The 11,406-nt window shown below is 73.8% G+C and carries 12 protein-coding genes and 1 pseudogene; 9 read left to right on the top strand and 4 right to left on the bottom strand.

From position 1 onward, the window contains the following. The first annotated feature begins 32 nt into the window (after nucleotides 1-32). The 6 genes from AC5L3C_RS32690 (at nucleotide 33) to mug (ending at nucleotide 5,823) form a co-directional block, all read left to right on the top strand. A complete protein-coding gene (locus AC5L3C_RS32690) occupies nucleotides 33-458 on the top strand; it encodes a GNAT family N-acetyltransferase (protein ID WP_493652747.1) in 426 nt (141 codons plus the stop codon). Nucleotides 459-544: 86 nt separating this feature from the next. Beyond that, nucleotides 545-1,912: a hemolysin family protein gene (locus tag AC5L3C_RS32685; protein WP_493652746.1), complete on the top strand. Its 1,368-nt coding sequence runs from the start codon at nucleotides 545-547 to the stop codon at nucleotides 1,910-1,912. Further along, nucleotides 1,909-2,931: a hemolysin family protein gene (locus tag AC5L3C_RS32680; protein ID WP_493652744.1), complete on the top strand. Its 1,023-nt coding sequence runs from the start codon at nucleotides 1,909-1,911 to the stop codon at nucleotides 2,929-2,931. The genes AC5L3C_RS32685 and AC5L3C_RS32680 overlap by 4 nt, the downstream gene beginning before the upstream one ends. Before the next feature lie 48 nt (nucleotides 2,932-2,979). Next, a complete protein-coding gene (locus AC5L3C_RS32675) occupies nucleotides 2,980-3,756 on the top strand; it encodes an SGNH/GDSL hydrolase family protein (protein WP_493652742.1) in 777 nt (258 codons plus the stop codon). A 79-nt stretch (nucleotides 3,757-3,835) separates the two neighbouring features. Beyond that, nucleotides 3,836-5,278, top strand: coding sequence for an adenylosuccinate lyase (purB, locus tag AC5L3C_RS32670; RefSeq protein WP_493652740.1), 1,443 nt, complete (start codon nucleotides 3,836-3,838; stop codon nucleotides 5,276-5,278). 44 nt (nucleotides 5,279-5,322) lie between these two features. Next, a complete protein-coding gene (gene mug, locus AC5L3C_RS32665) occupies nucleotides 5,323-5,823 on the top strand; it encodes a G/U mismatch-specific DNA glycosylase (RefSeq protein WP_125510482.1) in 501 nt (166 codons plus the stop codon). 10 nt (nucleotides 5,824-5,833) lie between these two features. On the opposite strand, the gene AC5L3C_RS32660 is transcribed toward mug, so the two are convergent. The 3 genes from AC5L3C_RS32660 to AC5L3C_RS32650 are packed head-to-tail and all read right to left on the bottom strand — an operon-like array spanning nucleotide 5,834 to nucleotide 7,976. Next, nucleotides 5,834-6,271, bottom strand: a complete 438-nt coding sequence (locus AC5L3C_RS32660) for a hypothetical protein (protein ID WP_125508581.1) — start codon at nucleotides 6,269-6,271, stop codon at nucleotides 5,834-5,836. Nucleotides 6,272-6,326: 55 nt separating this feature from the next. Next, on the bottom strand, nucleotides 6,327-7,052 hold the full coding sequence (locus tag AC5L3C_RS32655) for an ABC transporter permease (protein ID WP_493652739.1): 726 nt from the start codon (nucleotides 7,050-7,052) through the stop codon (nucleotides 6,327-6,329). Nucleotides 7,053-7,055: 3 nt separating this feature from the next. Then, entirely contained in the window at nucleotides 7,056-7,976 is a 921-nt protein-coding gene (locus tag AC5L3C_RS32650; protein ID WP_493652737.1) for an ATP-binding cassette domain-containing protein, read from the bottom strand. A 108-nt stretch (nucleotides 7,977-8,084) separates the two neighbouring features. Here AC5L3C_RS32650 and AC5L3C_RS32645 point away from each other — a divergent pair, with 108 nt between their 5' ends. From AC5L3C_RS32645 to AC5L3C_RS32635, 3 genes are all read left to right on the top strand, one after another. Beyond that, complete coding sequence (locus tag AC5L3C_RS32645; protein ID WP_493652735.1) at nucleotides 8,085-9,254, top strand: sensor histidine kinase; 1,170 nt, start codon at nucleotides 8,085-8,087, stop codon at nucleotides 9,252-9,254. A 14-nt stretch (nucleotides 9,255-9,268) separates the two neighbouring features. Next, the gene (locus tag AC5L3C_RS32640; RefSeq protein WP_493652734.1) at nucleotides 9,269-9,931 is read left to right on the top strand and encodes a response regulator transcription factor; all 663 of its coding nucleotides are present in this window, start codon (nucleotides 9,269-9,271) and stop codon (nucleotides 9,929-9,931) included. A 108-nt stretch (nucleotides 9,932-10,039) separates the two neighbouring features. Next, nucleotides 10,040-11,197 carry an ROK family transcriptional regulator gene (locus AC5L3C_RS32635; RefSeq protein WP_125508571.1) on the top strand — a complete coding sequence of 386 codons (1,158 nt, stop codon included), beginning with the start codon at nucleotides 10,040-10,042 and terminating at the stop codon, nucleotides 11,195-11,197. Between the two features lie 20 nt (nucleotides 11,198-11,217). Here the strand turns inward: AC5L3C_RS32635 and AC5L3C_RS32630 are convergent. Continuing rightward, nucleotides 11,218-11,332: pseudogene (locus AC5L3C_RS32630) on the bottom strand (phosphoglycerate mutase); the annotation flags it as partial. Nucleotides 11,333-11,406: the final 74 nt, after the last annotated feature.

The raw sequence follows: 11,406 nt of genomic DNA, 5'->3' as shown, positions 1-11,406 counted from the left end.
TCGTGGACCGTGCTGCGTGCTGGGATCGGCGCATGAGCGAACCACGCGTACGGGCCGCCGCGCCCGAGGATCTCGACACCGTGCTGGCCTTCTGGAAGACGGCCGCCGAAGGCACGAGCATCAGTGACGACCGCGCCGGAGTGGAGCGGCTGGTCGCCCGCGATCCCGAGGCCCTGATCCTCGCGGAGGCCGACGGTGAGCTCGTCGGCACGGTGATCGCGGGCTTCGACGGCTGGCGGTGCCATCTGTACCGGCTGGCCGTGCACCCGGACCGGCGTCGCCAGGGCATCGGCACGGCACTGCTGGCCGCCGCCGAGGAACGGTTCGTGCGCCTGGGCGGGCGCCGCGCGGACGCGATGGTGCTGCTGCGCAACGAGACCGCGCACCACGCGTGGAGCGCCGCGGGGTACGGGCCGGAGGAACACTGGCGGCGCTGGGTGAAGCCGCTCACCGGCTGAGTCCGGCGCGGCCGCGGTGCCATGCTTTGCGCACGGCACCGCGCGTCCGTCACCGTCCTGTCCGACGATGGGACAGAGGTGACCCGATGACCGAAGTGCTCCTCCTGCTGGCCGCGATCCTGCTCTCGCTCGCCTGCGGCGCGTTCGTCGCCGCCGAGTTCTCGCTCACCACGGTCGAGCGGGGAGAGCTGGAGCGGGCGGCCGAGCGCGGCGAGCGGGGCGCGGCGGGCGCGCTCAAGGCCGTTCGGAACCTGACGTTCCAGCTGTCCGGCGCGCAGCTCGGCATCACGGTGACCAACCTGGTGGTCGGCATGCTGGCCGAGCCGTCGATCGCCGCGCTGATCTCCGGCCCGCTGCGGGATCTCGGCGCCTCCCACGCGATGGCGCGCTCCCTGGCGCTGGTGATCGGTACGGGCCTGTCGACGGTGTTCCTGATGGTGGTGGGCGAGCTGGTGCCCAAGAACTGGGCGATCTCCTCGCCGCTGGCCGTGGCCAAGCGGGTGGGCAACGCGCAACGCTGGTTCAGCGCCGCCTTCCGCCCGTTCATCACCCATCTGAACAACTCGGCCAACCGCATGGTGCGCCGCATCGGCCTGGAGCCCGCCGAGGAGCTGGAGTCCGCGCGGGGGCCGCAGGAGCTGGCGGCACTCGCGCGGCACTCCGCCAAGGAGGGCGCGCTGGAGCCGGACACCGCCGAGCTGTTCGTGCGCACGCTGAACCTCGCCGACCTCACCGCGGAGAACGTGATGACCCCGCGCGTCCAGGTCATCGCCCTGGACGCGCAGGCGACGTGCGAGGACGTCGCCAACGTGACCCGGGCGACCGGGCTGTCCCGGTTCCCCGTGTACCGAGGGACCCTCGACGCCGTGGTCGGCACGGCGCACATCAAGGACGTCCTGGCGCTGCCCGCGGAGCGCCGCGCGCGGGTGCCCGTGGCGGAGCTGATGCGCGAACCGCTGCTGGTGCCCGGATCGCTCACCGTCGACCGGCTCCTCGACCGGCTCTCCGGCCGGCGCACCATGGCCGTGGTGATCGACGAGTACGGCGGCACGGCGGGGGTGGCCACCCTGGAGGACATCGTCGAGGAGGTGGTCGGCGAGGTCCGCGACGAGCACGACCCGCACGAGACCCCCGACCTGGACCGGGCCGGCGTCGACGAGGAGGGCCGGACGCTGTACTCGGCCGACGGCTCCGTCCGCGTGGACCGGCTCGCCCGGGTCGGGATGCGGGTGCCGGAGGGGCCGTACGAGACCCTCGCGGGGCTCGTGGCCTCCTCGCTGGGCCGGATCCCGGACACCGGAGACACCCTCGAGGTCGCGGGCTGGCGGCTGGACGTGGTGGACGCCACCGGCCACCGCGCGGCGCGCGTCCTGCTGCACGCGCCGCTGGTGGATCCGTCCGTGGAGAAAGGGCTGCCTGCGGGGCCCACGGACGACGAGGGGACGTGGCGATGACCGTCGTACAACTGCTGATCGGTCTGGCGACCCTGGTCGTCAACGCCTTCTTCGTGGGCGCCGAGTTCGCCCTGATCTCGGTCCGCCGCAGCCAGATCGAGCCGTACGCCGACCGGGGCGACCGCCGGGCCCGGCGTGTGCTGTGGGGCCTGGAGCACGTGTCGGCGCTGATGGCGGCGGCGCAGCTCGGCATCACGCTGTGCACGCTGATCCTCGGTGTCGTCGCCGAGCCGGCGATCGCCCATCTGCTGGAGCCGGTGTTCCACGCCATGGGCGTTCCGTCCGGGGCGGGGCACGCCGTGTCCTTCGTGATCGCGCTGACCCTGGCGACGTATCTGCACATGCTGCTCGGCGAGATGGTGCCGAAGAACGTCGCCCTCGCCGAGCCGGTGCGCAGCGCCCTGACGCTGGGCCCGCCCCTGGTGGCGCTCTCCCGCGCGCTGCGCCCGGTGATCTTCACGGTCAACGCCTTCGCCAACGCGCTGCTGAAGCTGCTGCGGGTGGAGACCCGCAACGAGGTCGTCGCCTCGTACTCGGACGCCGAACTGGCCCAGATCGTGAAGGACTCCGGTGAGGCCGGCCTGATCGACGAGCGTGCGCGGGAGCGGCTGAACGACGCGCTGGAGCTGGGCCGGCGGCCAGTGCGGGACGTGGTGCTGCCGCTGGAGCGGGTGGTCTACGCGCGCGTCGGCATCACCCCGGAGGGTCTGGAGCGGCTGTCGGCGGAGTCCGGGTTCTCCCGGTTCCCGGTGGTGGACGAGCAGCGCCGGATCGTGGGCTATCTGCATGTGAAGGACGCCCTGGACGCGTCACCGCGCGACCGGCCGTTCCGGACCGCGGAGATACGGCCCATCGCGCGGGTGCGGGAGAACACGCCGATGGACGACGTCCTCACCGCCATGCGGGGCAGCCGTACGCATCTGGCGGCCGTGCTCGGGGCCGACGGCCGGCTGGCCGGGCTGGTGACGATGGAGGACGTCCTGCAGGAACTGTTCGGGCAGCGTGCCGAGCGCGGCTGAGGGCGACCGACCGACGGGTATGTGCCAGGGGATACCATCTGTGGCGCCATGCAGACGAACCCCCACCACAGCAGCCTCGTCGCCCTGGGCGACTCCTTCACCGAGGGCATGTCGGACCGGCTGCCCGACGGCACCTACCGCGGCTGGGCCGACCTCCTCGCCGGACGGATGGCGGCCGTCTCCCCCGGCTTCCGGTACGCCAACCTGGCGGTGCGCGGCAAGCTGATCCGGCAGATCGTCGACGAGCAGGTCGAGACGGCCGCGGCGATGCGCGCCGACGTGGTGACCCTCGTCGGCGGGCTGAACGACGCCCTGCGGCCCAAGTGCGACATGGGGCAGGTTCGGGATCTGCTCACCGAGGCCGTGGAGCGGCTGGCCCCGCACTGCAAGCAGCTGGTGCTGATGCGCAGCCCCGGCCGTCAGGGGCCGGTCCTGGAGCGTTTCCGGCCGCGCATGGAGGCGCTCTTCGCCTGTGTCGACGAGCTCGCCGGGCGGCACGGGGCGCTGGTCGTCGACCTGTACGGGGCGCCCGCGCTCGGCGATCCCCGGCTGTGGGACGCGGACCGGCTGCATCTCACGGCGGACGGGCATCGCAGGGTGGCGGAGGCGGTCTGGCAGACGCTCGGCTACCCCGCCGAGGATCCCGAGTGGCGGCTGCCACCGGAGGCGACGCTTCCGCCGCGCTGGGCGGCGCGGCGGGCCGCCGACGTCCGGTTCGCCCGGCAGCACCTCCTGCCGTGGATCGGCCGCCGCCTCACCGGCCGCTCCTCGGGCGACGGCCTGCCCCCCAAGCGGCCCGAGCTGCTGCCGTACGAGGGGCTGTAGCGGTCCGCTGTCCGCTGTAGGTTCCTCCAGGTCACCCCGTGGCGCCGGCCTGCAGGAATCGCCAGTAGACTCCGTGTACGTGACAGCTGCGCCCGCCAAGCCCCGTATCCCGAACGTCCTCGCCGGACGCTACGCCTCCGCCGAGCTCGCCACGCTCTGGTCCCCCGAGCAGAAGGTGAGGCTGGAGCGGCAGCTCTGGCTCGCCGTGCTGCGGACCCAGAAGGACCTCGGGATCGAGGTGCCCGACGCGGCGATCGCCGACTACGAGCGTGTCCTCGACCAGGTCGACCTGGCCTCGATCGCCGAGCGCGAGAAGGTCACCCGCCATGACGTGAAGGCCCGGATCGAGGAGTTCAACGGCCTCGCCGGGCACGAGCACGTGCACAAGGGCATGACCTCCCGCGACCTCACCGAGAACGTCGAGCAGCTGCAGATCCGGCTCTCCCTGGAGCTGATGCGCGACCGCGCGGTGGCCGTGCTGGCGCGCCTGGGCAGGCTGGCCGGTGAGTACGGCGAGCTGGTGATGGCCGGGCGCTCGCACAACGTGGCCGCGCAGGCCACCACCCTGGGCAAGCGTTTCGCGACGGCCGCCGACGAGCTGCTCGTCGCGTACGGCCGGGTGGAGGAGCTGCTGGGGCGCTACCCGCTGCGTGGCATCAAGGGCCCGGTCGGTACGGCGCAGGACATGCTGGACCTGCTCGGCGGGGACACGGAGCGGCTGGCGGAACTGGAGCGGCGCATCGCCGGTCACCTGGGCTTCTCCGAGGCCTTCACTTCGGTCGGCCAGGTGTACCCGCGTTCCCTCGACTACGAGGTCGTCACGGCGCTGGTGCAGCTGGCCGCCGCGCCGTCCTCGCTGGCGAAGACGATCCGGCTGATGGCCGGGCACGAGCTGGTCACCGAGGGCTTCAAGCCGGGCCAGGTCGGTTCCTCCGCGATGCCGCACAAGATGAACACCCGCTCCTGCGAGCGCGTCAACGGCCTGATGGTGATCCTGCGCGGCTACGCCTCGATGACCGGCGAGTTGGCCGGCGACCAGTGGAACGAGGGCGACGTGTCCTGCTCGGTGGTGCGCCGGGTCGCGCTGCCCGACGCGTTCTTCGCGCTCGACGGCCTGCTGGAGACGTTCCTGACGGTGCTCGACGAGTTCGGGGCCTTCCCGGCGGTCGTCGCCCGGGAGCTGGACCGCTACCTGCCGTTCCTCGCCACCACCAAGGTGCTGATGGGCGCGGTGCGCGCGGGCGTGGGCCGCGAGATCGCGCACGAGGCGATCAAGGAGAACGCGGTCGCCACGGCTCTCGCGATGCGCGAGCAGGGCGCCGAGCGCAACGACCTCCTCGACAAGCTCGCCGCCGACGAGCGGCTGCCGCTCGGCCGGGACGAACTGCACGCGCTGATGGCGGACAAGCTGTCCTTCACGGGGGCCGCGGGCGACCAGGTGACGGCCGTGGTGGGCCGTGTCGACGAGCTGGTGAAGCGGCACCCGGAGGCCGCCGGCTACACCCCCGGGGCGATCCTCTGACGCGCTTCACCCAGGAGGAGTTGCAGGCCGCCCGCGACCGGCTGGTGCCGGACGTGGCCGCGGACGGCCTGCGGGTGCTGTTCTGCGGCATCAACCCGGGTCTGATGACGGCGGCGACCGGCCATCACTTCGCCCGCCCCGGGAACCGCTTCTGGCCCGCGCTGCACCGCTCGGGCTTCACTCCGAGGCTGCTGCCGCCGGAGGATCAGGGGGAGCTGCTGTCGTACGGGCTCGGCATCACCAATGTGGTGGCGCGGGCGACCGCGCGGGCCGACGAGCTGAGCGCCGAGGAGTACCGGGAGGGCGGGCGGCTGCTCGCCGCGAAGGTGTCCCGGCTGCGGCCGCGGTGGCTGGCCGTGCTGGGCGTCACCGCCTACCGCGCGGCGTTCGAGGATCCCCGGGCCCGGGTGGGCCCGCAGGTGCGGACCATCGGCGGGACCCGGGTGTGGGTGCTGCCCAACCCGAGCGGGCTGAACGCGCACTGGACGCCGGCCGCGCTGGCGGAGGAGTTCGGACGGCTGCGGGAGGCCGCGGCGGACCGGTGACGGCCAGGGCTCAGGGGGGCGCGGTCTCCGTGACCACCGCCAGCAGCCGGATCGCGTCGGCCGCGTCCCGGTCCGCGACCGCCACGGCGACCCAGCGGCCGGTGCCCCGCACCTCCCACAGCCAGGCCACGTCCGCCCGGAAGCAGAGCCACCGCCACGGCTCGGGTATCTCCTCCCGCTCCGTGCGCAGCAGGACCGTCTGCAGGTTCCAGGGGTCGGTGTCCCCCCAGCGCGACGCCAGTACCTCGTACACGGCGTCGCGGTCCTTCTCGAACTGGTCCGCCGTCACCGCCCACTGAGCGGGATCCCCGCCCGGGCCGTCGCCGGTCCGCAGCACCGCGACATGGTGGCCCGGTCCGCCGAAGCCGATGTCCGACGGGCCGTGCTCCGCCGGGAAGGGGCGGAAGCACAGCTCGTCGATCAGGGCGATGTGCTGTGCGATGTCCATGGGACCAGTAAACCCGCCGCCACTGACAGTTGGCGGGGCGTCAGCCGAGTACCGGTCAGGCGTCCCGGCGGGCGAGGCTCCGGGCACCGGCCAGGAGGGCGGCCGCCGTCCAGAGCGCGGTCACCGCAAGTCCCGACCAGGGGCCGAGGGTTCCGTCGTAGGTCTCGTACAGAGCGATCTGTCCGGCGCGGTCGGGCAGGAAGTCGACGACCGTGCCGGCCGCGTCGCCGATGACGAAGGACACGACCAGGATGAAGGGGATCAGCACGGACAGCGTGGCCACTCCGCTGCGCAGCACGGTCGCCAGGCCCGCGGCGAACAGGGCCATCAGCGTCAGGTACACGGCACAGCCCACGACGCCCCGGACCTGCTCGGCCAAGGTGAGACCGCTCGCCTCCGGGCCGAGACCCGCCCGCGCCACGAGGAGGGCGGCGAGGGCGGTCAACAGGCTCACGGCCAGCACGGGAACGGCGATGGCCGTGGCCTTGGCGGCGAACCAGCGTCCCCGCTGCGGGACCGCGGACAGCGAGATCCGCAAGGCGCCGTTGTGGTACTCGGCCGACACGGCCATCGCGCCGAAGGAGATGGCGGCGATCTGCCCCGGGGCGACGCCCGACAGTGCCATGAACAGCGGGTCGAACTCGGGATCCGACGTGTCCGAGACCCCGGCGATGGCGGAGAACGCCGTGGTCGCGGCGAACAGCGCCAGCAGGGCTCCCGGGAGTGAACGGACGGTACGGATCTTGAGCCACTCGGAGTTGAGCACGGGTGCGAACGGCATGGGTCAGGCCTCCTGGGGCTGTGCGGCGAACTCGGTCTCGGCGGCGGTCAGGTCCAGGTAGGCCTGTTCCAGCGTGCCCTCGTCGGCCGCGAGTTCGAGGATCGGTACTCCGGCGGCCGAGGCGAGGCGTCCGATGTCGTCCACGCGCGCGTCCGGCACGGTCCAGTGGCCGTCCGGGTGTTCCACGGGCTCGTGACCGTGCCCCGCGAGGACGCGGCGGAGGACGGCGGGTTCGGATGTGCGGACACGGACGGCGGGGCGCACGCGCGCGTCGATGAAGGCACGCATCGGGGTGTCGGCCAGGAGCCGGCCCCGGCCGAGGACGACGAGGTGGTCGGCGAAGGAGGCGGTCTCGTTCATGAGATGGCTGGAGACCAGGACCGTCCTCCCCTCGTCCGCGAGCCGGCGCAGCAGGGTGCGGATCCACACGATGCCCTCCGGGTCGAGGCCGTTGGAGGGCTCGTCGAGCATGATGACCTCCGGGTCGCCGAGCAGCGCGGCGGCGATGCCCAGCCGCTGGCGCATGCCCAGGGAGTACGTCCGCACCCGGTGGCGGGCCACCGGTCCCAGGCCGGTCTCCTCGAGCACCGCGTCGACCCGGCTGTCCGCGATCCGGTGGCTCGCCGCCAGGACGCGCAGATGGTCGCGGCCGGAGCGGGATCCGTGGGCGGCGTTTGCGTCGAGCAGGGCGCCGACCCGGTGCAGGGGGCGCTCGAGGGTGGCGTAGGCGCTGCCGCCGAGGGTGGCGGTGCCGGAGGTGGGGTGGTCGAGGCCGAGCACCAGGCGCATCGTGGTGGACTTGCCGGCGCCGTTGGGGCCGAGGAACCCCGTGACACGGCCCGGAAGGACACGGAAGGTCAGATGGTCGACGGCCCGCCGGGTGCCGTACTCCTTGGTGAGGTCCTGGACGTCGATGCTGGTCATGGCAGCAGCCTGGCGTCCCGCGCGGGTGCGGGGCCTCCCCCGCACGTGGAGATCGTCTCCCCCGCGCGGGGGAGCTGTGCCGTCGGTGGCGGCTGGCACGATGGCGGCATGCTCCGCTTCCTGCGCCCGTTCGGCCGGACGGTGACCTACACCCGATGGCTGCATCTGCTCATCGCGATCGTGTGGCCGTCGCTGTGGATGTTCATCGAGGAGGCGTGGTGGGTCTGGGCGGCGGCGGCTCTGGTGCTCGTGCCCGTCGGGCTGGTGCCGGCGATGCGCACCGTGGAGGGGCTGCAGGCCCGGCTGCTGCTGACCGGTCAGCGGCCGGACGGTGAGAGCACCGGCATCGTCGTCGCGCCGTCCGCCTCCTGGGGCGACCGGGGCAGGCTCGTCGTATGGCTGCAGGCACGGCTGCTGATCGGCTGCGTGACGACGTTGATCAGCGTGCACCTGCTGCTGGTTCTGGTGGATCTGGGGGCGGCGGCGTTCGGCGGGGACATGGCCTCCGACGGGTTCCCGGCCATCGAGGGCCGGCGCTGGTGGCATGTGCTGCTGTTCCCTCCGGCTCTGGCGGCCCTGGGGGCGACGGTGGTCGGCGCGGGCCGGCTGATCACGGCGCTGGCCCTGCGTCTGCTGGGCCCCTCCCCCGCCGAGCGGCTCGCCGCGCTGGAGGAGCGCACGGAGCAGCTCCTGGAGCGCACGCGGATCGCCCGGGAGCTGCACGACTCCATCGGGCACGCGCTGACGGTGGCCGTCGTGCAGGCGGGTGCCGCCCGCGCGGCGGGCGATCCGGCCTTCACCGAGCGGGCCCTGGACGCCATCGAGGAGACCGGCCGGGCCGCGCTGGAGGACCTGGAGCGGGTCCTCGGCGTGCTGCGTGAGTCCGGGCGTCCGGCGGGCAGCCGTCCGGCCCTCACGGACGCCGGGCGGCTGCTGGAGTCCGCGCGGACGTCCGGCGCGCAGGTCGACGCCGAGATGACGGGGGCTCTGGACACTGTTTCCGGACCGGTGTCCCGCGAGGGGTACCGCATCCTCCAGGAGGCCCTCACCAATGTGCTGCGGCACGCGGGTCCCGTCCCCGTGCGGGTCCGTGTCGCCGTCGGCGACGGCTCGCTGGACCTGGAGGTGCGCAATCCGCTCACCGGGGAGCCGCCGGAGTCCGGCCGCGGCAGCGGTCTGCGCGGCATCCGCGAACGCGCGGCCCTGCTGGGCGGCCGCGCCCGCACCGGTCCGGACGGGGGCGAGTGGCGGGTGCGGGTGGAACTGCCGTTGCGCTGATCTACGCTGGCCGGATGGCGGTCACCGTTCTGCTCGTCGACGACGAGCCCCTGGTACGCGCCGGTCTGCGGGCCGTGCTGGAGGCGCAGCCCGACATCGCGGTGGCCGGGGAGGCCGCCGACGGTGCGGCGGTGATTCCGCTGGTGCGGCAGTTGCGGCCGGACGTGGTCGCCATGGACGTACGCATGCCGCTGATGAACGGGATCGAGGCCACGCGCGCGCTGCTGCGGACGGTCGAGGCGCCGCCGAAGATCCTGGTGGTGACGACGTTCGAGAACGACGAGTACGTGTACGGGGCGCTGCGCGCGGGGGCCGACGGGTTCCTGAAGCGGGCCCGGCCGGCGGAGATCGTGCACGCCGTGCGGCTGGTCGCCGAGGGCGAGTCGCTGCTGTTCCCCGCCTCGGTGCGGCGCCTCGCGGCCGAGTACGGCGACGACGGCGGCGGCAACCGCGCCGCGCGGGCGGTGCTGGAACGGGCGCGGCTGACGGAGCGCGAGGGGGAGGTGCTGCGCCTGATGGCGCGGGGCCTGACCAACGCGGAGATCGCCGCCCGGCTGGTGGTGGGGACGGAGACCGTGAAGTCGCATGTGAGCGCCGTACTGACCAAGCTCGGGGTGCGCGACCGCACCCAGGCGGTGATCGCCGCCTACGAGTCGGGGTTCGTGGCGCCGGGATGATCCGGGTCCGCCCGGTGTGCCCGGGGGCGCTCCGCCCGGAAGTCGCCGGGGTCCGCCGTGCCGAGTACGATCCGCCCCACACGCGCGCACGAGCTGGGAGGACGGACGGTGGGTCGGCTGACCGGCGGGGATCCCTCGCTGCTGCGAAGGATCAACTCCGCGGTGGTGCTGCACGCGTTGCGGGCCACGGACTGCGCGACGCTGACCGAGGTCACCCGGGTCACCGGGCTGTCCCGGCCGACCGTCGAGGGCGTCGTCGAGGGGCTCATGGAGGCGGGCCTCGTCGTGGAGACCGCGGCGGAGGAGGGCGTCGCACGGCGGCAGGGCCGGCCAGCGCGGCGGTTCCGGTTCCGGGCCGAGGCGGGGCATCTGCTGGGCCTGGAGATCGGCGTGCACCGGGTGGCCGCGCTGCTGGCCGATCTGGACGGCCGGGTGATCGGCGCACAGGCGCGGGACGTCGACGAGACGGTCGACGCCGACGAGCGGCTGGAGCGGCTCGGCAAGGCCGTCACGGAACTGCTGGAGCGGGCCGGGGTGCCGCGCGGGTCGCTGCGGGCCGTCGGCGTGGGCACCCCGGGGATCGTCGAGGCGGACGGCACGGTGGCGCTGGGCACGGCGCTGCCCGGCTGGACCGGGCTGGGGCTCGGCGAGCGGCTGGGCCGGTCCTTCAAGTGCCCGGTGCTCGTGGAGAACGACGCGAACGCCGCCGTGGTCGCCGAGCACTGGAAGGGCGCCGCCAGGGAGACCGACGACGTGGTGTTCGTGCTGGCCGGGCTGAGCCCGGGCGCCGGATCACTGATCGGCGGACGGCTGCACCGGGGGTACGGCGGGGCGGCCGGTGAGATCGGGGCGCTGCATCTACTGGGCCGGGAGGCGACGCCGGAGACGCTGCTGTCCACCACGGACGAGCCGCTGCACCCGCTGGACGAGCAGGCGGTGACGGCGGTCTTCGCCCAGGCCCGCGAGGGCGACCAGCGGGCGCTCGCGGCCGTGGACCGGTTCAACCACCGACTGGTCCACGACGTGGCGGCGCTGGTGCTGGCCCTCGACCCGGAGCTGGTGGTGATCGGCGGCTGGGCGGCCGGCCTGGACGACGTACTGGAACCGCTGCGCCGCGAGCTGGCCCGCTACTGCCTGCGCCCGCCGAAGGTCACCCTGTCCCTCCTGGGCGAGGCGGCGGTCGCCACGGGCGCGGTGCGGCTCGCTCTCGACCACGTGGAGGAGCAGCTGTTCGCGGTGGAGGGCACGGTGACGGCGCGCCGCTGACGCCCGCGCGGCGGATCGGACGGGCGGCGCGACGGTCCCGGCCGGCCGCAGCCCGGTGGGCCGCCCGGGCAGTGCGGCGGCCTGTGCGGCCCCGCGGTCGCCGAGGGCGACGCCGGGCGTCCAGTCGGCGGACAGTCCCTCGGTGGTGGCGGTGGAACGTCCGTGCCGGACCGGCTCTCCGGCGCCCCGACGCTTCGCCGTCCGGCCGT

This window comes from Streptomyces speibonae, assembly GCF_984686075.1.
Note: the sequence above shows the minus strand (reverse complement) of the source record. Positions and strands in the feature narration are given on the sequence as shown.

Excerpts from the sequence above, each read along its gene's own strand:
- AC5L3C_RS32690 (WP_493652747.1), top strand. The coding sequence starts at position 33 with ATGAGCGAACCACGCGTACGGGCCGCCGCGCCCGAGGATCTCGACACC.
- AC5L3C_RS32685 (WP_493652746.1), top strand. The coding sequence starts at position 545 with ATGACCGAAGTGCTCCTCCTGCTGGCCGCGATCCTGCTCTCGCTCGCC.
- AC5L3C_RS32680 (WP_493652744.1), top strand. The coding sequence starts at position 1,909 with ATGACCGTCGTACAACTGCTGATCGGTCTGGCGACCCTGGTCGTCAAC.
- AC5L3C_RS32675 (WP_493652742.1), top strand. The coding sequence starts at position 2,980 with ATGCAGACGAACCCCCACCACAGCAGCCTCGTCGCCCTGGGCGACTCC.
- AC5L3C_RS32660 (WP_125508581.1), bottom strand. The coding sequence starts at position 6,271 with ATGGACATCGCACAGCACATCGCCCTGATCGACGAGCTGTGCTTCCGC.
- AC5L3C_RS32655 (WP_493652739.1), bottom strand. The coding sequence starts at position 7,052 with ATGCCGTTCGCACCCGTGCTCAACTCCGAGTGGCTCAAGATCCGTACC.
- AC5L3C_RS32650 (WP_493652737.1), bottom strand. The coding sequence starts at position 7,976 with ATGACCAGCATCGACGTCCAGGACCTCACCAAGGAGTACGGCACCCGG.
- AC5L3C_RS32645 (WP_493652735.1), top strand. The coding sequence starts at position 8,085 with ATGCTCCGCTTCCTGCGCCCGTTCGGCCGGACGGTGACCTACACCCGA.
- AC5L3C_RS32640 (WP_493652734.1), top strand. The coding sequence starts at position 9,269 with ATGGCGGTCACCGTTCTGCTCGTCGACGACGAGCCCCTGGTACGCGCC.